Origin of the sequence: uncultured Caulobacter sp. (assembly GCF_937900395.1) — a bacterium.
Lineage (GTDB): Bacteria > Pseudomonadota > Alphaproteobacteria > Caulobacterales > Caulobacteraceae > Caulobacter.
Genome location: NZ_CALCDX010000039.1, coordinates 1 through 23015 on the forward strand (window position 1 = coordinate 1; position 23015 = coordinate 23015).

16 protein-coding genes and 3 pseudogenes are annotated in these 23015 nt (G+C 68.9%); 11 read left to right on the plus strand and 8 right to left on the minus strand.

All coding sequences use genetic code 11. The features are described from left to right. The 4 genes and pseudogenes from Q0379_RS03070 to Q0379_RS24125 all read left to right on the plus strand — a co-directional run. The coding region (locus Q0379_RS03070) for a class I adenylate-forming enzyme family protein (RefSeq protein ID WP_299004133.1) at nucleotides 1-1374 on the plus strand (1374 nt) is incomplete at its 5' end. After that, nucleotides 1371-2345, plus strand: coding sequence for a hypothetical protein (locus Q0379_RS03075; RefSeq protein WP_299004135.1), 975 nt, complete (start codon nucleotides 1371-1373; stop codon nucleotides 2343-2345). The genes Q0379_RS03070 and Q0379_RS03075, both read left to right, overlap by 4 nt. Then, a complete protein-coding gene (locus Q0379_RS03080; RefSeq protein WP_299004137.1) occupies nucleotides 2342-3271 on the plus strand; it encodes a 3-oxoacyl-[acyl-carrier-protein] synthase III C-terminal domain-containing protein in 930 nt (309 codons plus the stop codon). The genes Q0379_RS03075 and Q0379_RS03080 overlap by 4 nt, the downstream gene beginning before the upstream one ends. Before the next feature lie 67 nt (nucleotides 3272-3338). Then, a pseudogene (locus tag Q0379_RS24125) lies at nucleotides 3339-3743 on the plus strand (radical SAM protein); the annotation flags it as partial. 522 nt (nucleotides 3744-4265) lie between these two features. On the opposite strand, the pseudogene Q0379_RS24130 reads toward Q0379_RS24125, so the two are convergent. The 4 genes and pseudogenes from Q0379_RS24130 to Q0379_RS03100 form a co-directional block, all read right to left on the minus strand. Then, nucleotides 4266-5756, minus strand: a pseudogene (locus Q0379_RS24130) (alpha/beta fold hydrolase); the annotation flags it as partial. Continuing rightward, nucleotides 5753-6874 (minus strand): ABC transporter permease, encoded by a 1122-nt coding sequence (locus tag Q0379_RS03090; protein ID WP_299004141.1) that lies wholly within the window; start codon nucleotides 6872-6874, stop codon nucleotides 5753-5755. The gene Q0379_RS03090 and the pseudogene Q0379_RS24130, both read right to left, overlap by 4 nt. 3 nt (nucleotides 6875-6877) lie before the next feature. Continuing rightward, nucleotides 6878-9577: a ribosome-associated ATPase/putative transporter RbbA gene (gene rbbA / locus Q0379_RS03095; protein ID WP_299004144.1), complete on the minus strand. Its 2700-nt coding sequence runs from the start codon at nucleotides 9575-9577 to the stop codon at nucleotides 6878-6880. After that, nucleotides 9567-10550 (minus strand): HlyD family efflux transporter periplasmic adaptor subunit, encoded by a 984-nt coding sequence (locus Q0379_RS03100; RefSeq protein ID WP_299004146.1) that lies wholly within the window; start codon nucleotides 10548-10550, stop codon nucleotides 9567-9569. The genes rbbA and Q0379_RS03100 overlap by 11 nt, the downstream gene beginning before the upstream one ends. A 139-nt stretch (nucleotides 10551-10689) precedes the next feature. Between Q0379_RS03100 and Q0379_RS03105 the strand changes: the two genes are divergently transcribed. Next, a complete protein-coding gene (locus Q0379_RS03105; protein WP_299004150.1) occupies nucleotides 10690-12117 on the plus strand; it encodes an efflux transporter outer membrane subunit in 1428 nt (475 codons plus the stop codon). A 10-nt stretch (nucleotides 12118-12127) separates the two neighbouring features. Here Q0379_RS03105 and Q0379_RS03110 read toward each other — a convergent pair whose 3' ends face one another. The 4 genes from Q0379_RS03110 to Q0379_RS03125 all read right to left on the minus strand — a co-directional run bounded on the left by Q0379_RS03110 (nucleotide 12128) and on the right by Q0379_RS03125 (nucleotide 15587). Further along, a complete protein-coding gene (locus Q0379_RS03110) occupies nucleotides 12128-12331 on the minus strand; it encodes a hypothetical protein (RefSeq protein WP_299004151.1) in 204 nt (67 codons plus the stop codon). A 92-nt stretch (nucleotides 12332-12423) separates the two neighbouring features. Further along, on the minus strand, nucleotides 12424-13908 hold the full coding sequence (locus Q0379_RS03115; protein ID WP_299004153.1) for an amidohydrolase: 1485 nt from the start codon (nucleotides 13906-13908) through the stop codon (nucleotides 12424-12426). A gap of 121 nt (nucleotides 13909-14029) precedes the next feature. Beyond that, complete coding sequence (locus tag Q0379_RS03120; RefSeq protein ID WP_299004155.1) at nucleotides 14030-15058, minus strand: FecR domain-containing protein; 1029 nt, start codon at nucleotides 15056-15058, stop codon at nucleotides 14030-14032. After that, on the minus strand, nucleotides 15012-15587 hold the full coding sequence (locus tag Q0379_RS03125; RefSeq protein ID WP_299004157.1) for an RNA polymerase sigma factor: 576 nt from the start codon (nucleotides 15585-15587) through the stop codon (nucleotides 15012-15014). The genes Q0379_RS03120 and Q0379_RS03125 overlap by 47 nt, the downstream gene beginning before the upstream one ends. 236 nt (nucleotides 15588-15823) lie before the next feature. Here Q0379_RS03125 and Q0379_RS03130 point away from each other — a divergent pair, with 236 nt between their 5' ends. From Q0379_RS03130 to Q0379_RS03155, 6 genes and pseudogenes are all read left to right on the plus strand, one after another. Beyond that, nucleotides 15824-18388: a TonB-dependent receptor gene (locus Q0379_RS03130; protein WP_299004159.1), complete on the plus strand. Its 2565-nt coding sequence runs from the start codon at nucleotides 15824-15826 to the stop codon at nucleotides 18386-18388. A 98-nt stretch (nucleotides 18389-18486) separates the two neighbouring features. After that, a complete protein-coding gene (locus Q0379_RS03135; RefSeq protein ID WP_299004161.1) occupies nucleotides 18487-20787 on the plus strand; it encodes a TonB-dependent receptor in 2301 nt (766 codons plus the stop codon). A 183-nt stretch (nucleotides 20788-20970) separates the two neighbouring features. Next, nucleotides 20971-21450: a cytochrome c gene (locus Q0379_RS03140; RefSeq protein WP_299004163.1), complete on the plus strand. Its 480-nt coding sequence runs from the start codon at nucleotides 20971-20973 to the stop codon at nucleotides 21448-21450. A gap of 4 nt (nucleotides 21451-21454) precedes the next feature. Then, complete coding sequence (locus tag Q0379_RS03145) at nucleotides 21455-22144, plus strand: cytochrome b/b6 domain-containing protein (RefSeq protein WP_299004165.1); 690 nt, start codon at nucleotides 21455-21457, stop codon at nucleotides 22142-22144. A gap of 177 nt (nucleotides 22145-22321) precedes the next feature. Then, entirely contained in the window at nucleotides 22322-22768 is a 447-nt protein-coding gene (locus Q0379_RS03150) for a DUF2147 domain-containing protein (RefSeq protein WP_299004167.1), read from the plus strand. 6 nt (nucleotides 22769-22774) lie between these two features. Beyond that, nucleotides 22775-23015, plus strand: a pseudogene (locus Q0379_RS03155) (2'-5' RNA ligase); the annotation flags it as partial.

A 23015-nucleotide genomic window follows, 5' to 3' on the forward strand; every position in this document is an offset into this window, starting at 1 on the left:
CTGGAAGAGGCCGGCGTCCTCCCGGGCGACCGTGTGCTGGTGATGGGCGACAACAGCGATGGCTTCTTGGTGGGCGTGCTGGCGGTGCTGCGCGCGGGCGCGGTGGCCATCCCGGTGTCACCCCATGTGGCGCAGGACCTGCTGCCCGTCATCGTCGCATCGACCACACCGACGGCTGTGTTTGCCGCTCCGCGGGAGCTGCATCGCTGGTCGGCCACGCTGACCGGCCTGGCGCGCCGCGGCTTTCCAGAGCTGCTGTCGGGCGAGGGGCGTGGTGCCCCCCCTCGGCGGAGAGCACGCGGCGAGGCGGCCTGCATCATCTTCACGTCGGGCTCCACCGGCGTGGCACGGGGCGTCACCTGCACCCACGCCGCGATCCTGGCGGCCGTCGGCGGCATCAATCGGGTGCTGGGACAGCGGCAGGAAGACCGCATCCTGTGCGCGCTGCCGTTCTCCTTCGATTACGGTCTCTACCAGGTCTTCCTGGCTATGGCCTGCGGGGCCGCCGTTGTGGTGGCGGCGCCCGCCGCCGCGATCACCGGCCTGCCTCGGCTGCTGGCTGATCGACGGATCACGGTGCTGCCGCTCGTTCCAGGCCTATCCGTGCTGTTGCTGCGTTCCCGGATGTTGGAGCGGCTGACGCCCAGGACGCTACGGATGGTGACCAGCACCGGCGATTTGCTGCCAAGCGCGCAGGTAGACCGCTGGCGGTCGCTGCTGCCGAATGCCTGCGTCGTACCCATGTATGGCCTGACCGAGTGCAAGCGCGTGGCGATCATGCCACCGCACCTCGGACCCGCGGCACCTTCGGGTTCGGTGGGCTTGCCGCTGCCCGGGACGAAGGTTCACCTGCGGCCCTCGGGCGCCCAGGCCAGCGACACGACGTGGGGAGAGTTGTGGGTGATGGGCCCGCATCTCATGGCGGGTTACTGGGGCGACGCGGAAGCCACCCGCCAGCGCTTTCCCATGGACCCTGAAACTGGCGCGCGGCAACTGCGGTCGGGCGACGCCTTCACCCGGGATGCCGACGGCTTTCTTCGCTTTCTGGGCCGAATGGATGCGCTCGGCCACTGGCGAGGTCAGTGGCTCTTCACCGCACCGCTTGAAGATCGGCTGGCCCGGTTGCCACCGGTGGATCAGGCCGCGGTGGTCCTCCAGCGTGAGTCCGGCGAGGTGCGGCAAATCCACGCCTTCCTGAGCACGACGGCCGACGCGGAGGTCCTGAAGGCCGAGGCACGTTCCCTGATCGCGGACACCTGGTCGCAGCCCCCCGCTATCGACGTGATCTGCCGACCCAAGCTACCATACACGGCTAACGGCAAGATCGACCGAGCCGCGTTGCTGGCCAGCGTGAGTGAAAGGGCCTTGCCATGAATCGGCCGCTGGCAACCGCGGCGAGCCTGTTCCGGGGCCAGGCGCTGGGCTGCCACACGGTGGCCGCGCTGCATGCCTTCCTGCCGCATTACGAGACCGAGCAGGCGCTATGTTTCGAGGCGCTGACAGGCGTTCCGTTCGGCACCACCAGCCGTGCGGGAGATCCCAACCGTCTCATTGCGCCCATCCTCGATCCCGACCTCGGCCTGGACCGTGCGTTCACGCTGATCGGCCTGCCGCTGGAGACCCGCTGGTTTGAACCGACCGAGGGTGCGTGGGCGCTGGCGCTGCTGACGAGCTGGTTGCAAGAGTCTCCCGTGTTACTGGGCCCGTTGGATATGGGCGGGCTTTCCTATCTGCCCCACCCAGAGCTGTTCAGCGGCTGCGACCACTACGTGGTGGCGCTGGACCTGGAGCAGCAAGGCCTTTGGCTTCTCGACGGGGAGGGGGCCTTTCCGGCGCTCATGCCAGCTGCCGAGTTCATGAACGCCTGGTCCGCCACGGAGATTCCCGAAGGGCGGGGAGCCTTCATGATGCGGCGCGGCGCGGGTCGGACCGCCAGCGTGCCCGGTGCGGATTCGCTGCTGGCGGGCGTGCGCCAGGCGGCGCGGTTGACCGCCCAGGCCGGCGGTGCCAGTGCGGAGGTCTACCGCGCACTGGCGGATCGCGAGGCACAGATCCTCGCTTGCCCTAGCGAGCGCCGTGGCCTGGAGTTCCTGCTTCCCGTGCGCGCACAACGCAACCTCGCCGCGATGGCCTTGATCGAGGGAGCCTGTGCGATGGGCGTCAGCGGCACATGGGAGCGATGCCTGAAGGCCATGCGCGATGAATGGCTGGTGCAGTGCCTGGCCGTGGGCCGTTGTGTGGCCGGTCTCCTGGCGCGCGAACCGGGCTGCTTGCAGGCATTGCGCGAGTTCGCCGCCAGCGAGGACATCCTAACGACGCTGTTTCATGACCTGGAGGACCAATGACGAGCATGGGATTCGAACACCTCGAGATGGTGGTTCCCGCGACGTCCCGATCGGTCTTTTCTCTGTTGGACTCCACCGCCGATACCACTGCCGAACGGGAACTGCTTGAACGCAACGGCCTCTCACGTGTTCCCGTCGCCACCGGGTCGAGCACCGCGGCGCTGATGAGTGAGGCCATCTCCCGGGTCCTGGAGCATGTCGCGACGCCGTGCGAGCGGGTGGGACTGGTGATGCTCGTCCATTCATTGCCGTTTCCTGTGGCGCCCGGGGCGGATTTCATCACCGCCTGCCTGGATTGTCATGGCCTGGACCGTGTCCCAGCCATCGCGGTCAGCGGCCAGCCATGCGCGATCCTCCATCAGGCGGTTGCACTCGCCGGCGGCCTCCTGCGCGATGCACCGCGAGAGGGTGTGCTCGTGGTGGGCGCGGACGTAGCCAACCACGACGACGAACGCTTGTTCTTCGGCTCCGCGATGGGCGATGCCGCGATCGCCGGTCTGCTGGTGGCAAACTCCTCCCGGCACCAGGTGCTGGCCACGTTCACCGACACCGATATCCAGGCATGGGAGGGGGAGCTGTCACCACCGGAAGCCATTGATCGCTTCCGCGCCGCCAATCCCCAGGCCATCCGCACCGCCATCCTGAGCTGTGTCGCCTCCGCCGGGCTGCACCTCGGCGAGCTGGCCATGATCGTTCCGCATACACCCAACCGCCTGATCTGGGATGCCGTGGCGGCGCTGCTGAGAGTGCCCCGCGACTTCATCAGGGATGACGGCATATCCCAGACCGGCCACCTCAACGCCAGCGACGCCTTCATCCATTACCTCCGATCACACCAGGCCGGGGATCTGAAGCAGGGCGACATCGCGCTTCTCGTCAATCCCGGCTTCGGCGGCACCAGAGGCTGCACGCTGATGCGGTGCTGATTCATGCGCCGCGCACCCACTATCTAATTCCCGAGGAGAGAACCACGTGGAAGCACTCGCCATACACATGTACCTGACGACCGTCTGCAATCTCAATTGCACCCATTGCTACTATGACGCTCGACGGGTTGGGGACGATCCCGGCCTGATGCTGAACACGGAGGAGGTTGCCAGGGTGATCACCCACCTGTGCGGACGCTTCGAAGCCGACCTCCATGTGGAAGGCGGCGAGTTGTTCCTGCGTGATGACATCGACGACATCCTGACGCTTGTTCCGCCAGAGCATCACCGGTCGCTCACATTCACCACAAGCGGAACCGTGCCCATCCGCGTGTCGACGGAGCGCCTGAAGGGGATCGGCGAGCTGCGCATCTCCGTCGAGGGCCATACGGACGTCTTGCAGCAGCGCATGAGGCCCGCCAACCTGAGCCGGGTGCGTCGGACCATCGACGAGCTCCGGGACAAGAGCGTGGACTTCACGCTGCGGGTCACGCTGTTCCGCGACAACGCCCGCCTGTTGAAGGAGATGGTGGAAGCGTTCACGGCGTGGGGGGTGAAGCGGCTCAGCCTGTTCGAGTTCCAGCCGGTGGGGCGCGGGGGCCTGCATATCAACGATTACGCCTTGACGGACGAGGACTTCGAGCACGTCGTCGTCGATCTCCTGGAGATGCGGATGCCGCCGGACATCGAGCTGCTGAAGCTCAATCTGAGCCCGCGACGCACCGCGTTCGCGCAAGCCCTGCGTTCGCGTTTCGAGGACCGTGGTTATCGATTCCTGTCCCTCGGCGCCATTGCGAACTTGACCATCAACGCGAACGGCGACCTCGGCATCAGCCCATGGCTGGCAACCGCCGCGCGGCTTGGCGACAAATTTGCCAACCTGCACGAGGTCGATTTCGGCGAGGAACTGGATCGCCGGTTCGCCGCTGGCGAGCAGGAAGCGGATCGCCGAGTCCGAGAACAAGTGGATCTTGAAGACCGAGCGCCATGGCGCGACGTGATCGGTCTCCGCCCCGACCACGAACATCGGCGCGTTCACCGCCGACAGGGTGACCGGCCGGCCGTCGGCCAGGAAGCGACCCTCGGCCAGGTCGTTGCCCAAGAAGAGGCGGCGCAGATACTGGGAGTGCATCGCATAGGGCATGCGGGTGCCGTCGGCGTTCCACGCCATCAGATCGTTCAGCGGCTCGCGCTGGCCCATCAGATAGGTCGACAGCACCCGCGACCAGATCAGATCGCTGGACCGCAGCAGCTGGAAGGCGCCGCTCATCTGGGCGCTTTCCAGATAGCCTCGGCTCCACATCATGCTCTCGAGCAGGTTCACTTGGGCCTCGTCGATGAAGAGGCTGAGTTCCCCGGGCTCGGTGAAGTCGGTTTGGGCGGCCAGCAGGGTCAGGCTAGCCAGGCGCTCGTCGCCGTCGCGCGCCATGGCCGCGGCCGTGATCGCTAGAAGCGTGCCGCCGAGGCAGTAGCCCAGGGCGTGGGTCCTGGCCGCGCCGGTGATGGCGCCGATCGCGTCGAGGGCGGCCATCGGGCCAAGCCGTCGATAGTCGTCCATGTCCATGTCCCGGTCGGCGGGACGGGGATTGCGCCAGGAGATCGCGAAGACCGTGTAGCCCTGGTCGCGCAGCCAGGCGATCAGCGAGTTCTCCGGCGACAGGTCCAGGATGTAGTACTTCATGATCCAGGCCGGCACGATGAGCACCGGCTCGGGGCGCACCTTGTCGGTCGTGGGCGCGTACTGGATCAGCTCGATCAGCTGGTTGCGGAGCACCACCTTGCCGGGCGTGGCGGCAACGGCTTCCCCCACCGGGAACGCCTCGACGCCGACCGGCGGCTCGCCGCGCACGGCGCGGCCGACGTCCTCGAACAGGTGGCGGGCCCCATCGACCAGGCAGCGCCCGCCCGTCTCCAGGATCCGTTGCTGGAGCACGGGATTGGTCGCCACGAAGTTGGTGGGCGCGAACATGTCCAGGACCTGGCGGGCGGCGAACTCGACGACCTGCTCGTGATGGGCGCTGACGCCGCCGACGCCGGTCGTGGCCGCGTGCCACCACTGCTGGTTCAGCAGGAAGGCCTGGGAAATCAGATTATAGGGCGCTTCCTTCCAGGCCGGGTCGCGGAAGCGGCGGTCCTGGGGCAGGGGCTCGATGGCCGGCTCGGGATCATCCTGCTCGAGGGCGCGCATGGCGAAGTCCGTCAGGCGCTGAGTCTTGCGGGCCGACTTGGCCGCCAGGGTCAGCTGCTTGCCGGGCGACATCGCAAGGTGGGTCCACCAGTCCGAGAAAGACTGAACCAGGGTGGCGGGCGAGACGCCGCCTGTCGCCCGCGCCACCAGGGCGCCGGCGGCGCGATCCAGGGTTTCGGCGATACCGTCTAAAGGCTCCGGAGCCGGGCTCGGCTCGGGCGGGGCTATGGTCGCAACGCGGTTGGGCATTGGCGGCTCTTTGGGCGGAGGGGAAAGCTTGGCGGTCATGGTCGTCATCCAGCCTTCTGCATTTGAGCCCGGAAGCGCAGCAGGGCGAGGGTTAGGGCCAGGGATCCCACGACCATGATGGCCGCCAGGTGCTCCCAGATCTCAGCCAGGCCGGCGCCCCGGAACAGGATGGCGCTGGACAGCGCCACGAACTGGGTGGTCGGCGAGGCTTCCATCACCACGCGCATCGGGGCGGGCATGCTCTCCATCGGGGTCACCGCCCCGGACAGCAGGTTCAGGATCACGAAGACCGGGATCGACATCAAGGCGAACTGCGGCATCGATCCGGCCGAGGTGGCGAGCAAGATGCCGATGGCGGCGGTCGCGAAGAGGTAGGGCGCGACGCAGGCCATGAAGAGCGCCACCGAGCCGTGGATGGGCACGCCCAGTCCCGCTTGCACCACGAGCTGCAGCGACAGGAACGCCGCCGCCGCCACGACCACGCCGTTGGCGATGATCTTACCCAGGGCGACCTCGATCGGGGTGACGGGCATGACCAGAAGCCGCTCGATCGTGCCCCGCTCGCGCTCGCGCATGAAGGCCGCCCCGACCAGCAGGATCGACAGGATGGTGAGGTCCAGGGTGATCTGCATCACCGAGACAAACCAGATGGCCTGGTGGTTGGGATTGAACGCCGTCCGCGAAACCACCCGCACGGGCAGGGAGGCCTCGGTCGACGGCGAGCCGAGCGCGCTGGCAACCTCGGCGGATACGATCCGGCCGACATGGCTGGCGCCCAGGCCCGCCTGGGTCATGGCCGTGGCGTCGATCAGCAGCATCAGGCCGGGCTTGCGGCCGCGCAGCAGATCGGCCTCGAAGCTCGGCGGGATCTCCAGCACGAAGATCACCTGGCCCGTCTCCAGGGCCGCGTCGGCGGTCTGGGCGGTCAGGGGGATCGGGGCGCGAAACAGCGGTGGCTGCAAGGCGTCGGTCAGGCGGCGCGACAGGGGAGAGCGATCGTTGTCGACCACCCCGATCGGGGCGTTGTTGACCTCGGTCTTGATGTCCTTCGAGACGGTGTAGACCGCGAAGGTGAAGGCGAAGAGGATCAGCACGATCGCCGCCGGATCGCGCCACAGGCTGGCGAACTCCTTCAGGGTCAGGTTCAGGACGTTGGTCGGGCGCACGGCTCAGGTCTCCTGCTTCTTGAGCAGGACCCGCGCGGCCGCCAGCTGAACGAGGCCGAGGACCGCCAGCACCACGATCGCCGGCGCCAGGTCGGCCAAGCTCCGCGCCTTGACGAAGGCGCCCAGGCTGACCTGCTGGAACCAGGCGCCTGGGAAGATGGCGTGGATCAGCCGGCCCGCGCCCTCGATCTCGGAGGCCGGATAGAGGAAACCGGAGAAGTTGACGGCGGGGATCAGGGTCAGGATCGCCGCCGCCGCCATCACCGCCGTCTGGCTGCGCAGCACCGACGACAGCAGGACGCCGAAGGCCGTGCTGGCGAAGACATAGGCCAGGCCGCCAGTCAGTAGGGCCAGGTGGGAGCCGTTGATCGGCGCGTCGAACCAGCCGACGGCGCTGGCGACCAGGGCCAGGAAGGCGACCATCGCCACGACGACATAGGGCGCCTGCTTGCCGATCAGGTACTCGCCCACCGTCGCGGGCGAGGTGTAGAGGTTCAGGATCGATCCCAGCTCCCGTTCCCGCACCACGCCCAGGGCCGTGGTCATGGCCGGGATCAGCGCCAGGGCGAACATGATCACGCCGGGGGTGATGGCGAACACGCTGCGGAAGCCCTGGTTGTAGCGGAAGCGGGGCTCGAGGCTCATCGGCGCGGCCTGGACCGGCGAGACGCCATACTGCTGTCGGATGCGGTCGTAGGCATAGGCCTGCATCAGGGCCAGGGCGTAGCCCTCGGCCGTCTCGCCCCGGAAGGGCGCGGCGCCGTCGACGGTCAGGCCGACCTCGGGCTGGCGTCCCGACAGCAGCGCCTTGCCGTAGCCGGGCGGGATGGCCACGGCCACCGTCACCTCGCCGGCCCGCAGGCGGCGGGTCATGTCGTCGATGCTTTCGAACGGCGCCTTGCGCTGGAAGTAGCGCGAGCCCTCGAACGCCTGGGCCAGACCTCGGCTCTCGACGCTCTGGTCCTGGTCGAGCACGGCGAAGGTCAGGTTCTCGACGTCGAACGAGATGCCGTAGGCGAAGACGAACAGCAGCAGCAGGGGCGCGAAGATCCCAAAGCCCAGACGCACCGGATCGCGGCGCAACTCCAGGCTCTCGCGGCTGGCGAAGGCCCAGATGCGCGCCAGCGGCCGCGAGCGCGCGCGACTGGCCGTCGTGGCGACCGAGGCGGCGGCCGCCGGGGCCTCGCCGCCTTGGGCCTCCTCGAGATAGTCGACGAAGGCCTCTTCCAGCGTCGCCGCGCCCCGCTGCGCGCGCAGGGCCTCGGGCGCGCCGACGGCCAGCACCTTGCCCGCGTCCATCAGCGAGATCCGATCGCAGCGGGCGGCCTCGTTCATGAAATGGGTGGAGAGGAAGACGGTTACGCCGTCCTCGCGGGCCAGCCGGATGATCGTGCGCCAGAACATGTCGCGCGCGGCCGGGTCCACGCCCGAGGTCGGCTCGTCCAGGATCAGGATATCTGGCCGGTGCAGGCAGGCCGCGGCCAGCTGCAGGCGCTGGCGCACGCCCAGCGGCAGACTGGCCGGGTAGCTGTCGGCGTTGTCCATCAGGTCGAAGGCCCGCAGGGCCTCGTCCAGTCGCCGGTCCCGCTCGCCCGCCGGAATGCCATAGAGCTTGGCCTGGAGGGCGAGGTTTCCCCGCACCGTCAGCTCCTCGTAGAGCGAGAACGCCTGGGACATGTAGCCGAGCCGGGCGCGGCGGGCGATCGACGAGGCGTCGACGGGCTCGCCCAGCACCTCGGCCTCGCCGGAGCTGGCGGCCAGCAGCCCGACCAGCATCTTCATCGTCGTGGTCTTGCCGCAGCCGTTCGAGCCCAGGAAGCCGAAGATCTCGCCGCGCCGGATCTCGAAGCTGACGTCGTCGACCGCCACGAAGTCGCCGAAGCGCCGGGTCAGGCCTCGGGCGCGGATCGCCGGCGTTCCGTCGCCGTCGGTCAGGGGCGGGGCGACGACCGGCTCGGCCGGCTTGCCCGAGACGAGCAGGGTGTAGGCGGCCTCCATGCCCCCGGCGTCGCCGATCACCTCGGCGGCGGGGCCGTCGGCGAGAATCCTGCCGTCGTCCAGGGCGACGATCCGCTCGAAGCGCTCGGCCTCCTCCATGTAGCCGGTGGCGACCAGCACCGTCATGGCGGGCCGGTCGGCGCGAAGCTGGTCGATCAGCGCCCAGAACTGGCGGCGCGACAGCGGGTCGATGCCGGTCGTCGGCTCGTCGAGGATCAGAAGGTCGGGATCGTGGACCAGGGCGCAGCAGAGCGAGAGCTTCTGCTTCATGCCGCCCGAAAGCTTGCCGGCCGGGCGGTCCAGGAACCGCGAGAGGCCGGTGGCCTCGGTCAGGCGCTGGATGCGCGCGCGCCGCTCATCGGACGGCTGGCTGTAGAGGCGGCCATGGAAGTCGATGTTCTCCCGCACCGAGAGCGTCGGATAGAGGTTCTTGCCGAGGCCCTGGGGCATGAAGGCGATGCGCTCGAAGGCCTTGGCGCGCTGGCGTCCGCGCCGCATGTCGGCGCCGAACACCCGCACCTCGCCGGTCTGCATCCGGCGCGCGCCGGCGATCAGCGACAGCAGGGCCGACTTGCCGACCCCGTCGGGGCCGACCACGGCGGTGGTCGAGCCGGCCGGAATGGTCAGCGACACCTCGCGCAAGGCCAGGCGCTTGCCATAGCGGTGCGTGAGCCCGCTGACCTCGACCAGCGCGTCAGCGGCCATCGCCGAGCCCCAGGTCGGCGGGCCAGGGGGCCTTGGCGTCGCGCCGGACATAGGCCTCGCCGGTCAGGCCGCCATGGACGCCGTCGCGGTGCGCGGCCAGCCAGTCGCGATCGATGGCCAGCTTCACGCGGTACATCAGCTTATCGCGCTCGGAGGCCGTCTCGACCGTGCGTGGGGTGAACTGGGCGTCGGCGGCGATGAAGGCCACGCGGGCCGGCGCGACCAGCGGGCGGGCGGCGTCCAGCTTCAGCCGCGCCTCGGCGCCGATGCGCAGCTCTGCCACCTCGCGGGTCGGGATGAACACGGTCATGTAGGCGTCGAGCGGGTCCAGCAGGGTCAGGACGCGCGAGCCGGGGCCGACCATCTCCCCGGGCTCCAGCAACCGATATTCGACCCGGCCGGCCGCCGGAGCGCGCAGGCGAGCGTCGCCGATGGCCGAGCGGACCTCGCTGAGCTGGGCCTCGGCAGCCTGGACCATGGCGGCGGCCTGAGCCTGGGCGGCCTGCGCTCCGGTCAGGGCGGCCAGGGCGGCGTCGCGCTGGGTGTGGCGACGGTCGGCGTCGGCGGGCGAGACGGCCTCGTCGCCCACCAGTTGATCGGCGCGGCGGGTCTCGACCTGGGCCAGGGCGACGGCGGCGCGACGAGCGCGGACCTCCGCCGTGGCGCGGGCCTCGGCCTCGCGGGCGGCGGCGGCGTTGGCGATGGCGGCCTGTGATCTGGCGTCCAGTTGCTCGGTTTCCTGGGTCGCCACCACGGCGCCGGCCTCGACAAGGTCACCTTCGCGCGGTGTGACCGTGAGCAACCGGCCCGCCATCTTGGCCGAGACGACGAAGCGTTGCAGCTCCACCCGGCCGTTCGCGTGGACAAAACCCTCGGGCGGACCCGGGTCACGAGTGGCGCGCCAGATCCAATATCCGCCGGCCGCGCCCAGGATGGCGAGGACGAGAAGGAGAGCTGGTAGCCGCTTCGTCATGTTTGCCTTGGCCGCGCCTGTGATCCGCACGAGAGTGCGCATAATACGACATTGCAGTGCAGCATAATTTGATCGAGCGCACGACGGACGCCGAACAGACGGCTTAGTTTTCGAGCTCCGTGGCCAGGGAGAAGGATGAATGATTTCGCGGCGAGCCTTTCTAGGCTGGGGGTCTGCGGCCGCCGCGAGCGCCTGTGGCGCGGCCCTGACAGGATGCGCGGTGGGACGGCCCTATGTTGCGCCGCAACCGGAACTGCCTGCCCGCTTTCCTGCCCAGGACTCGGCCGCGGCCGGCGCGGTGGCGCTCACGGCCTGGTGGAGCACGCTGAGCGACCCCTCCCTGACCGCCTGCGTCGAGGCGGCCCTGAGCAACAACGCCGATCTTCGCGTGGCCGCCGCCCGGATCGAGCAGGCCCGCGCGGGCCTGGACGCCGTGCGAGCCCTGTCGCTGCCGATCGGCCAAGTCTCCGGAATCGCGGGCCGAGGCGAGGACAGCGCCGCCAGCCCAGAGGGGCGTCTCCTCGACGGCTTCCGCCTGAGCCGCGAGACCGATCTCTACGCCAGCGTCCTGACCGTCGGTTGGGAAGCCGACCTGTTCGGCCAGATCCGCCAGGCGCGCGAGGCGCGGACGGCCCAGGTCGAACTGGAGCAAGAGAAGGCGCGGGCCATGAAGGTCGCGGTCGCCGCCGAGACCGCCCGGGCCTATGTCCTGCTGCGCGCCCTGCAGGGGCGATCGGCCGCCCTCGACGCGCGGACCGCCCTGGCCGAACGGGCGCTGACCTTGGCCGAGCGCCGGGCCGCGGTGGGCGAGGGGGCGAGGGTCGAGGTCAACGCCTCCCGGGCCGAACTAGCCGCGCTTCGCTCGGCCCGCCCCACCCTGGAGGCGGGCCTGATCAAGGCCGCCGACGCGCTGGATCTGCTGCAGGGCGCGCCGCTGGGCCAGAGCCGGGCGCTGCTCGCCACACCCGGGGAACTGCCGACGGCCTTGCCCGCGGCGATCCTGGACGCCCCGGCCGCCGCCGTGGCTCGGCGCCCTGACGTGGCGGCGGCCGAGCGCGCCGTCGCCGCCAGCCACGCGGGCGTGCGGGTGGCGATGGCCGGATACTATCCGTCCGTGAGCCTAGGAGGACTTGTCGGCTTCTCCAGCACCGACGCGGCCCGGCTGTTCGATCCCGACGCCAAGCTCTGGCTGGGCGGAGCGTCGGTGCGCTGGCGGCTGCTCGACTGGGGGCGGCTGAACGCCGACCTGCGCGCGGCCAAGGGCCGCGAGGCCGAGGCCTTGGCCGTCTATCGCGCCACGACCGAGAAGGCGGCGGCCGAGATCGACACCGCCCTGGCCGCGGTGCGGGCCGGGGCCGAGCGGACTCGCCAGGTCGAGGCCCTGATCGCCGAGATCGGCAAGGTGCGCCGCGCCGCCGATCGCGCTCACGCCGTGGGCGAACTCGCGCTGGACCCGGTGCTGCGCGCCGACCAGCGGCTGTGGGAGGCTAAGGACCAGGGCGTCGTCGCCCGCTCGGCGGCGCTGGAGGCCTCGATCGACCTCTACCGGGCGCTGGGCGCGGGTTGATCGCCGCGCTTCAGCAAGCCCCAGAGCCTAGGCGCGCGAAGCGGACCTGAATGCGCTGCCAGGTGTTGAGCTTGATGGGCTCGCCCCGGCGGAGCTTGGTCCAGGTCGTTTCGCTGATGCCGTAGACTTCGGTCAGGTGTTCTCGGGTGATCGCCGGCAGGGCGCCCTTGAGCGTCTCGAAACGCTCGCGACTGATGATGACGGTCTCGGCCACAGGAAGCTCCAAGGATGCAAAGAAGCGGCCGGCGCTAAGGGGCGGGAGCGCGCCGGCCGCGGACGATCGCCGGGGGGAAGGACGGGCGATCGTTACTCGTGCGCCGCCCCGGCGGGCTTGCGATAGTCGAGGGCCGGCGGGCGATCGCCGAGCATGGCCTTGTAGGTGAAGTTCGGGCCGCGGCGCTGCTCAAGCTCGGCCTTGGCCTTCTTGACGATGTCGGGGTTGGCGAAGAGGTCCGCGCCCGTCAGCGCCAGGGTCTTGGCGGCGTTGACCGCGCCCTTCACACCGATCGACGAACCGGCGGCGGCGACGTTCTGCCAGCTGTGACCGGCCGAGCCGGGCACGAAGGTCGCCGTGCCCAGGCCCACGGTCGGGGTGACCCAGCTGATGTCCGACACGTCGGTCGAGCCGCCGCCGCCCTCCAGTTCGACCTTGTAGGGCTCGACCGTCTTGACCGTGTCGATCGAGGGCGGGTTGACCAGCGAGGTCTGGAGCGTCTTGGCGAAGGCGATCTCTTCCGGCGTCCAGGTGATGCCGCCGACCTTGCGCAGGTTGGCGTCCATCACGCGGCCCAGGGTGTCGTTCGGCAGCAGGGCGTAGACGCCGCCGGTGATCTCCTTGTCGACCGTGGTGCCGGTGGCCAGGGCCGCGCCCTCGGCCGCCTTCTCGACCCGCGACCAGACGTCCTTGACCACCGCCGGGTCGGGATGGCGGACGTAGTAGTAGACCTCGGCGAAGTTGGGCACGACGTTCGGCGCCGTGCCGCCCGCGGTGATCACGTAGTGGATGCGGGTCTTGTCCGGCGTGTGCTCACGCAGGAAGTTGGTGGCCACGTCCATGACCTCGACGCCGTCCAGGGCCGAGCGGCCCTTTTCGGGCGCGCCGGCGGCGTGGGCCGAAACGCCGTGGAAGCGGAACTTGCCGCTGATATTGGCCATCGACACGCCCTGGACGGCCGAGTTGCTGTTGGCCGGGTGCCAGTGCAGCGTGACGTCGACATCGTTGAACAGGCCGTCGCGGACGAAATAGACCTTGCCCGAGCCGCCTTCTTCGGCGGGCGTGCCGTACACGCGCAGCTCGCCCTTGATGTTGTTCTTGACCATCCAGGCCTTCAGCGAGACCGCCGCGCCGACCGAGGCGGCGCCGAAGAGGTTGTGGCCGCAGCCGTGGCCGGCGATCTGGCCGGGGATGCCGGTCTTCACCGGATCGGCGGTCTGCGCCAGGCCCGGCAGGGCGTCGAACTCGGCCAGGATGGCGATGACCGGGCCCGCGCCGTTCTTGTAGCTGGCGATGAAGGCGGTCGGTTCGCCCGCGACGCCGGCCTTCACCTCGAAGCCGGCGGCCTTCAGCTGATCCTGTAGCAGGGCGGTGCTCTTGGTCTCCTGATACCCGACCTCGGCGAAGCCCCAGATCTTCAGGGCCGCGTCCTTGATGTTGGCCGCGTCGGCGTCGACGAGCTTGAGGATCTGCGCCTTCTCGGCGTCGGTGACCGGCTTGGCGAAGGCCTGCGGCGCCAAGACCCCGCTCGCCACCGTGGCGGACAGGAGGGCGAGCTTGAGGGTGGACAGCTTCATTGGAACGTTTCCCCGGGAAAGCGAAGGATCGCGCCGCCGGACAATGGAGGCGGTCTGCCGATAAGACGCACCGCGTGGGCGCGACCTCACCTGGGGATTTAAAAAAATCGTACGCGCGGGCTCAGAGGTCGCGCGAGGGACGGATCAGCTCGATCCGGCGGTCGTCACTATGGCCGACCTCGACCAGGCCATAGGTGCGCAGCGCCGCCGCGAAGGCGTCGACCTGGCCGGTCTTGAAGACGCCGCTCACCGGGGTCGCGGCCAGGGTTGGATCCGAAACGTCCAGCTTGCGAGCCGAGAAGCGATTCATCTCGGCGACCACGGCGGACAGGGGCTCGCCGTCGAAGACAAGACGGCCCTGCAGCCAAGCCGACTCCTTGGCGGTGTCGACGGCGGCGATCGTCCAATCGGCGCGGTCGACGGCCACGAAGCGCGAGCCGGCCGACATCTCGACCTGTCGCGGCCCCTTGGGGGACGCGCCGGCGATTCGCACTCGGCCCTCGACCAGGGTCACCGAGAGCTTGCCAGGCTCCAGGCGCACGTCGAAGGCCGTCCCGACGGCCGTGACGGACTTGTCGCCCGCGGCGACGATGAACGGACGGGTCTTGTCCTTGGCGACCTGGAAATAGGCCTGGCCCCTCAGCAGGGTCAGCCGGCGCTCGCGACCCCAGTGATTGACCCGCACGGCGGAGTCGGTGCTGAGCGTCACCACCGAATTGTCGGCCAGACGGAACGTCGAGCGCTCGCCGACCGCCGTGGTGAAGACGGGTTCGTCGACCACGGGCGCGGCGCCTTCGTCGTCCGCGCGCCGGCGCCAGCCGAAGGTCGCGACGCCGGCGAGGGCCACCACGCTGGCCGCGGCCAGACCCAGATTGCGCCGGCTCAACAGACGGGGGCGCGATGCGTCGATACTCAGCGCGTCGGCTCGTAGCGCCGCGAAGGCTGGATCGTCCTCGACGCTGGAAAGGTCATTCCAGGTGGCGCCGACCGCGTTCCAGGCGCCAGCGTGCCGCGCGTCGGCGTTTAGCCAGCGCTGGAAGTCGCGTCGTTCATGGAGGGAGACATCGCCGGCTTGCAGCCGCGCGAACCAAGCCGCCGCCGCGCTAGCCGGGTCTTCGGGTCTCTCGTGCTCCGACGTTGTCGACGTCATCCTGGTCCCGCAGGCGTTCGTGCAAGTGCCGAAGCGCCTTCATCACGTGTTTCTCGACAGCGCTGACGGAGACACCCAGGCGCTGGGCGACGAGCTTGTAGCTCATCTCCTCGAAGCGCACGAGGATGAAAACCCGTCGCGTACGTTCCGGCAGCGCATTCAAGGCCGCCATCACCCGCGCCACCTGTTCGCGTCCCTGTAAGACGCGCTCGGGAGACATATCATCAACGGGGTGATGCGATTCTTGTAATTCGCAGTGATCGGAGCGGCGGCGGGTGCGATCTCGGCGGCCGCGATCGATCAGGACATTGGCGGCCACCTCGAACAGGTAGCCCTCCACGTTGTTCACGACAGGGGCCGGTTGGCGCTTCTGGATTCGCAGGAGGACTTCCTGCACCAGATCCTCGACATCGGCGGCCGGCGCGCGGCGCGAAAAGAAGGCCCGAAGCGCCGGGATGAAGCGTGCGCCGCTGTCGACCAGGGTCGTCGCCTCCTCGGACGCCCTCGACGTTTTGACGCCCCAGATCATGACCACCGCCCCAACATGGCGGTTAGGTGAAATCCTGCTTTCCCGCCTGTCAAGCCGCCGGCGGACAATGGGCGCAAACGCACGCGCGCTTTGACCTGTTGCCTAAAGCCTGTGCAGCGCGCGATCTTGGGGGGCGGGCGTTGACGGCTTTGGCATGGCCGCCCGTCAAAATAAGGCATGGTCCGCGCCCTCGGCGGCGCGAGATCCAAGCCGCCGGGGGAGGTCGGGAGTCGCTGTTGTTCAGGTCCAGAGCGTCGGGAGCGTCGCATAGGCGCGGCCTCGTCACGGCCCTGCTCTGCGCGGCGGCTGTCGGCGCCTTCGCGCCGGCCGCGGCCCTGGCGGGACTGGGCCGATCGGCGGAGGCCGCGCGCCGCTTCGACCTGCCCGCCCAGCCCTTAAGCCAGGCGCTGAACCGGCTAGCGTTGCGCAGCGATCGCGAAATCCTGTTCTCCCCCAGTCTCACCGCGGGGCGTCGCAGTCCGCCCTTGAGCGGGACCTTCACCGCTGAACAAGCCCTGGCCCAGCTGTTGGCGGGTTCGGGCCTGACCTTTCGGCTGGAGGGGCGCAGCTTCCTGGTGGTGCGAGCGCCCAAGCCGCCCGAGGAGCCCGAGGCGCGCCCCGCGCCGGTCGCCCCGCCGGTCGATCTGGACGGTCTGGTCGTCACGGCGCTGAAGCGCTCGAGCCTGGCCCAGCAGACGCCGCTCAGCATGGTGGTGGTCGACGGCGAGCAACTCGCGCGCATGGCCATGACGAACATCGAGCAGGCCGCGCCGAGCTTGCCGGGGCTGAAGCTGATCTCCACCGCGTTCGGGCGACGCCTGGTGCTGCGCGGGGTCTATGGGGCGGGCGAGGCCACGACGGGCCTCTATTACGACGAGACGCCCATGACCGGTCCGGTCGGCACCACGGCCGATCCCGGCGTCATGGCGCCGGAGCTGGCGCTGGTGGATGTCGATCGGATCGAGCTTCTGCGCGGTCCTCAGGGCACGCTCTATGGCTCGGGCGCCATGGGCGGGGCCCTACGCATCCTGTTCAAGCGGCCCGATCTCGGCGGCGACGCGGGGTCGGTGGGGATGTCGGTCGCAAGCCTCGCTCACGGCGGGGAGGCCGTGAGCGGCGCGGCGGTCTTCAACGCCGTGGTGATCCCCGACGCGCTCGCGGTGCGCCTGACGGCCTATGATCAGCGCCAGCCCGGGGTGATCGACAATATCCGGTTGGGCCTCTCGGACGTCGACGGCTCGCGTGTTCAGGGCGCGCGGCTGGCCGTGCTGTGGGAGAAGAGCCCTAGGCTGTCGATCCTGCTGTCGGGCGCTCATCAGACCAGCCATCGCGGCGACATCTCCGCCTGGAACGATACGGCCGGGCCGTGGCGAACGGTTCACGCCGGACGCGCGCCGTTCGACGGCGACATCGATTTCGTGTCGGCCGTGGTCAAGTGGCGCGGCGACGCCGTGGACCTCACCGCGGTCTCGTCCTGGTATCGCTGGAAGCTAGTACGGCGGTCCGACTACAGCGGCGTCCTGCTGGGCGAGCGGACCAACGCCGCCGGCTGCATGCGGATGTTCTCGCTGGCGACCGCCTGCGGCGGCGACCAGATGTCCAGCTATTCGGCCTATGTCGACAGCGTCTATCCGGCGATCCTGCATCAGCCGGCGGACCTGACCGCTCGGATCCACGAGATCCGCGCCGCCTCCGTCGGGGCCGGCCCCCTGCGCTGGAGCCTGGGCGCCTATAGCGAGGTCCGCGAGGACTACATCGACAGTCAGGTCCGCCACGTGGATCCCGCGACGGGCCGCGCGGTCGAGCCGCCGGTGCTGATCGGACGGCGGGACATCGAGAACCACCTGACCCAGCACGCGGTCTTCGGCGAAGTTTCCTACGCCGTCGCGCCCTCGACCGAGCTGACGATCGGCGCCCGGCGCTTCGATTACGTCAAGCGCGATCGAGGCGCGGTGCAGGTCGCCAACGTGATCTCTGGCACCTGGATGGACTATGCCATCGACGCCCGCAGCCGCGAGCGGGGCTGGAGTCTGAAGGCGATGGCCAGCCGCCAGATCGCGCCGGGCCTGTTCGGCTACGCCCAGGTCTCGCAAGGCTTTCGCCCCGGCGGCGTGAACGTGGTGCCGGGCCTTCCCGAGGCCCTGGCGGTCTACCGGTCGGACCGACTGGACAACGCCGAGCTGGGCCTGAAAGGCCAGAGCGCCGATCGCCGCGTCTCGCTGAACCTGGCCCTCTACCGCGCCCGCTGGCGCGACATGCAGTACGCGGCCCAGACCCAGAACCGCGCCTTCAACTACGTGACCAACATCGGGGCCGCGCGCATCCAGGGCCTCGAGCTGGAAGGGACCGCGCGGAAGGTCGTCGGCTGGGACCTGGCGGCCAGTCTCATCCTGACGGATGCGCGGCTGACCGCCGATCAGGTGACCAACAGCGCCATCGGCCTGGGATTGAAAGGCGATCGGCTGCCCACCGTTCCCAAGGTCTCGGCCGCGGCCTCGGCCGAGCGGCGCTGGCCCCTGGGCGAGGGGCTGACGGGCCGGCTGCGGTTCGACGCCTACCATGCCGGACTGGCGCGCTCGGCCTTCAACGCCGCCAACGCGGACTGCTTGAAGATGGGGGGCTATGCGGTGTTCGGGGCCAGCGCCGGCCTGGAGAACCGCGACTGGAGCATCGACCTGTCGATCGAGAATCTGCTGGACCGGGCGGGCAGGGCGTCGGCGGCGCGCAATACATCCGGGCCCATCGAATACTTCGGCGTCACTCCGCGCGCCGTGCGCCTGTCGCTCGAGCGCCGCTTCTGATCCGCATCTTTTTGCCCGCCGGAAGTGAGGGACCCGCTCGGCCTTGCGTCTGACCCTACAGGCCGCCGTACGAGCGGACCGACAAGAGGGGTTCAATAATGATGCAGTTTCGAGGCCTTCGGGCTCTGGCCCTGGGCGCCAGCGCGCTGAGCAGCTTGGCGGCGGGCCAAGCGCTCGCCCAGCAGGCGTCCGACAGCGCGACGATCGAGGAAGTCGTCGTCACCGCGCTGAAGCGCTCGACCACGGTCCAGACCACGCCGATCAGCGTCAGCGCGGTCACCGAGAAGTCGCTGCAGGCGCTCGGCGCCTCCGGCATCCAGGACTACTTCCGGACCGTTCCGAACCTGCAGGTCGATGGCAACTCGCCGACCAGCCGCCGCCTGACCCTGCGCGGCGTGCGAAGCGCCGGCGAAGCCACGGTCGGCCTCTATTACGATGAAACCCCGCTGACGGGTCCGGCCGGCACGACCGCCGACGCCAGCTCGACCAGCGCCGACGTCAACCTGTTCGACGCCGAACGGATCGAGGTTCTACGCGGCCCTCAAGGCACGCTCTACGGCTCGGGCTCGATGGGCGGCACTCTGCGGGTGATCCTCAACAAGCCCGACAGCAGCCGCTACGCCGGCGCCGTCGAGGCTCAGGGCTCGTCCGTCAAAGGCGGCAGCAACGGCTATTCGGTGAAGGGCATGGTCAACGTGCCGCTGATCGAGGACAAGCTGGCCGCGCGCCTGGTGCTCTACAAGACCGAGGGCGGCGGCTATGTCGACGACGTCCTGCTGAACAAGAAGAACATCAACGACCAACACTCCAGCGGCGGTCGTCTGATGCTGGGCTTCACGCCCACCGACAACCTGACGATCAACGCCACGGGCCTGTTCCAGAAGACCACGCTGGACGGTCAGAACATCTGGTACCCGGCGCTGGGCGGGGAGTACAAGACCAACGCCCGCGTCATCGCGCCGACCAGCGATAACCTGCGGATGTACAACCTCACGGGCAAGTGGGATCTGAGCTTCGCCACGGTCACGGCGACGTCGTCCTACTACAAGTGGACGCTGCTGCGGAATTCCGACTACAGCCCGACGCTGTCGGGCAGCCGCGCCAACGCCACCTCGTGCCGCAACTGGGTCGCCGGCGGACCGGCCGCGACCGGTTCGACGAACCCGGCCTGCACCGCGGCCCAGATGACCGCCTACACCGCCTATGCCGATAGCCGGACGCCAGGCGCGCTTTACCAGCCGATGGGCCTGACCTCGTGGAACCACGAGCTGCGGGCGAACGGCTCGCTGTTCGACGACAAGGTCGACTGGACGGCCGGCGTCTATCTGGAAAAGCGTGACGACTACATCGAGAGCAAGGTCGCCAAGGGCGACGCCGCCACGGGCATCATCAACCCGAACGACCTGACCGCGTGGCGCCACGTCGGCACCGAGACCAAGCAGACCGCCTTCTTCGGCGAAGTCTCCTACAAGCCGATCGAGAAGCTGACCCTGACCGGCGGCCTGCGCCGCTTCAAGTACGACAAGACCGTCTCGGGCCAGGTCCTGATCAGCAACTTCATCACCCAGTCCTACGTCGGCCCGGCCGCCCAGGTCGACGCCAGCGCCGATGGCTGGGTCAGCAAGCTGAACGCCTCCTATCAAGTGACGTCGGACGTCATGGTCTACGCCGTGGCGGCCAAGGGCTTCCGTCCGGGCGGCGCCAACAACGTGCCGGGCCTGGCCAGCGCGCTTCTGGCCTACCAGCCCGACAGCCTCTGGAACTATGAAGGCGGCATCAAGAGCCAGTGGTTCGACCGTCGCCTGACGCTCAACGCGGCGGCCTATCAGATCGACTGGTCGAACATGCAGATCTCGGCCACCAGCGCCAACGGCGCCTTCAGCTACTTGACCAACGCCGGCAAGGCCAAGATCAAGGGCTTCGAGGTCGAGGCCACGGCCCGTCCGATCGCCGGCCTGACGATCAGCGGCACCGCCGCCATCGTCGACGCCAAGCTGACCGAGGATCAGGCCAATTCCAGCATCCTGATCACCGGCTCGACCGGCCTGCGCGGCGACGAGTTCCCGAACGTGGCCAAGTACAGCGGCTCGGCTTCGGTCGAATACACCTGGCCCCTCAAGGGCGACATGAACGGCCTGGTGCGCGCCGACTACGCCTATGTCGGCGAGTCCGCATCGCAGTTCCGTCCGACCTATGTCTACTACGAGAAGCAGGGCGACTACGGCTACGCGAACGTGCGCGCCGGGGTCGAGGGCGCCGACTGGGGCGCCTACGTCTTCGTCAACAACATCACCGACGAAGTTGGACGGATGAGCGTGACCTCCGCGGTGAACAACCCCAAGCAGACCGTCAGCATCAATCCGCGTACGGCCGGCTTCCAGGTTCGTAAGCGCTTCTAGTCTGAGCGCGGGCGGACCTCGTGTCCGCCCGCGCTCATCGCACCTTCGCCTGTGCACGGGAAGCGGGCCAGATGACGGCGGGGGAGCGGAATTTGGCGTCATCGGCCACGGACAGGCAGTCGCGCTCGCCGGACGGCGCCATACTGGCCCAGGAATCACTGGGAGGCAGAGAGCATGACGCTGATGAGCAAAGCCGCGACGTTCGGCATCGTCGCGGGAATCGTTATGGCGACGGGAGCCGTGGCCCACGAGGCCGGAAACCTGCCCAATACGCCCGCAGGCAAGGCCATCAAGGCCAGGCATGACAACTTCAAGCAGATCGGCGCCGCCAACAAGGCCATCTCGGACGAGCTGAAGAAGGGCGCGCCCGACCGCAAGCTGATCGCCGACAACGCCGCCAAGCTGAAGACGCTCACCACGCAGATTCCCTCGTGGTTCCCCAAGGGCAGCGGACCGGAGTCCAAGCTGCCGACCGACGCCAAGCCCGAGGTCTGGACGGACCCGGGCAAGTTCTCGGCGGCGGTCAACCGCGCCCAGCTTGAGGTGTCGCGCCTGCAGCAGCTGGCGGCCGCCGGGGATCTGGACGGCCTGCGCGGCCAGTCCCGCGCCGTCGGCGCCTCGTGCAAGAGCTGCCACGAATCCTTCCGCGTGCCGCGGAACTAGCCTTATGGCCTCGGACGCCCCCTCGACCGCGCCCGACGCGCGTGGATTCAAGCTCTGGGACGCGCCCACGCGCCTGGTCCATTGGGCGCTGGTCGGGTTGATCGGCTTTTCCTGGTGGTCGGCGAGAACGGGCCACATGGATTGGCATCGCTGGTCCGGCTATTCCGTTCTGGCCCTGATCACCTTCCGCCTGATCTGGGGCGTGGTGGGCAGCCAAAGCGCGCGGTTCTCGCAGTTCGTGAAGGGACCGCGCGCGGTGCTGGCCTATGCCCGCACGCTAGGCGATCGGGCGCCCTCATCCACCCCGGGACACAATCCGGTCGGCGCCCTCAGTGTCCTGGCCTTGCTGGCGGCCATCCTCACTCAGGTGGTGACGGGGCTATTCTCGGTCGACATCGACGGCCTGGAGTCCGGCCCCCTGGCGGACCGGGTGAGCTTCGACACTGGCCGCCAGTTCGCCCAGTGGCATGACTGGAGCTTTACGGCCATTCAGGTGCTGGTGCTCGCGCACGTGGCGGCCGTTGTCTTCTACCTTGTCTACAAGCGCTCCAACCTGATCCGCCCGATGGTGACCGGGCGGCGGCGACTGGATGTCGATCCCCAGTTGGCCTTCGCGCCGCCATGGTTGGCGCTTCTGATCGCCCTTGTCGCGGCGGCCGTGACCTACTGGGTGATGAAGGGCCTAAGGGTCTAGGCGGGCAGGCGGCGCCGGATCTTCCGCCCGATCCGAATGGCCCCGGAGACGTTATGGCTGGACGTTCAACTCGCCGCCGTGAAAAACGAAGGGGCGATATAGGCGTTGAACGCTAGCCGCTCCATGTTGTCGGCGTGTTTCTTTTTGTCGCCCGGACGGGTGGAAGGATAGGTCAGGATGAACCGAGTGGCGTTGGGATTTGCGATCCTGGGATTGACCTTCGCGAGCGTGCAGGGGGCCCAGGCCGCCGATCCTTCGCCGCCGCGAGCAGGCGACATCTACGGCGTTTGGAGCAACCCGAAGGGCAGCGTCCATATCGAGATCAAGCCTTGCGGCGAGGAAACCTGCGGAAACGTGGTCTGGGCCAACGCCGAAGCGCAAGCTGACGTGCGCAAGGGCAGTAAGCGCGAGCTGATCGGCATGCAGCTGCTCCGCGACTTCTCGCCGAGCGGGCCCGTGGACTGGAAGGGGCGGGTCTTCGTGCCCGATCTCAACATGACCTTCTCGGGCCAGGTGCGCCTTCTGGATCGCGCGTCCCTGCGCGCCAAGGGCTGTCTGCTGCCGAACTTCCTCTGCAAGTCGCAGGTCTGGACCCGCGTCGACTCCGCCGGGCGAGCCTCCTAGCACTTCATGACACAACTGGGTTTGCCGGGTTTGGACCCGCCGACGCCGACCGATCGGCTGATGTTCCTGTTGTACCCGGATGCGCTCGCGGCGGAGCGGATCGCCAGCGAGGCGCAGCGGCTGCGTGAGAGCCTGGGTTTGCGCGGCCAGCCGCTGCTGACCGACCGCTTCCACGTCACCCTGCATCATCTCGGCGACTATGTGGGTCTTCCCGCCGAGATCGTGCGCAAGGGCGAGGCGGCGGGTT

What these genes read in the sequence shown, in the direction of transcription:
- Q0379_RS03075 (WP_299004135.1), top strand. Translation starts at nt 1,371, where the DNA reads ATGAATCGGCCGCTGGCAACCGCGGCGAGCCTGTTCCGGGGCCAGGCG.
- Q0379_RS03080 (WP_299004137.1), top strand. Translation starts at nt 2,342, where the DNA reads ATGACGAGCATGGGATTCGAACACCTCGAGATGGTGGTTCCCGCGACG.
- rbbA (WP_299004144.1), bottom strand. Translation starts at nt 9,577, where the DNA reads ATGGCCGCTGACGCGCTGGTCGAGGTCAGCGGGCTCACGCACCGCTAT.
- Q0379_RS03100 (WP_299004146.1), bottom strand. Translation starts at nt 10,550, where the DNA reads ATGACGAAGCGGCTACCAGCTCTCCTTCTCGTCCTCGCCATCCTGGGC.
- Q0379_RS03105 (WP_299004150.1), top strand. Translation starts at nt 10,690, where the DNA reads ATGATTTCGCGGCGAGCCTTTCTAGGCTGGGGGTCTGCGGCCGCCGCG.
- Q0379_RS03115 (WP_299004153.1), bottom strand. Translation starts at nt 13,908, where the DNA reads ATGAAGCTGTCCACCCTCAAGCTCGCCCTCCTGTCCGCCACGGTGGCG.
- Q0379_RS03120 (WP_299004155.1), bottom strand. Translation starts at nt 15,058, where the DNA reads ATGACGTCGACAACGTCGGAGCACGAGAGACCCGAAGACCCGGCTAGC.
- Q0379_RS03125 (WP_299004157.1), bottom strand. Translation starts at nt 15,587, where the DNA reads ATGATCTGGGGCGTCAAAACGTCGAGGGCGTCCGAGGAGGCGACGACC.
- Q0379_RS03135 (WP_299004161.1), top strand. Translation starts at nt 18,487, where the DNA reads ATGATGCAGTTTCGAGGCCTTCGGGCTCTGGCCCTGGGCGCCAGCGCG.
- Q0379_RS03140 (WP_299004163.1), top strand. Translation starts at nt 20,971, where the DNA reads ATGAGCAAAGCCGCGACGTTCGGCATCGTCGCGGGAATCGTTATGGCG.
- Q0379_RS03145 (WP_299004165.1), top strand. Translation starts at nt 21,455, where the DNA reads ATGGCCTCGGACGCCCCCTCGACCGCGCCCGACGCGCGTGGATTCAAG.
- Q0379_RS03150 (WP_299004167.1), top strand. Translation starts at nt 22,322, where the DNA reads ATGAACCGAGTGGCGTTGGGATTTGCGATCCTGGGATTGACCTTCGCG.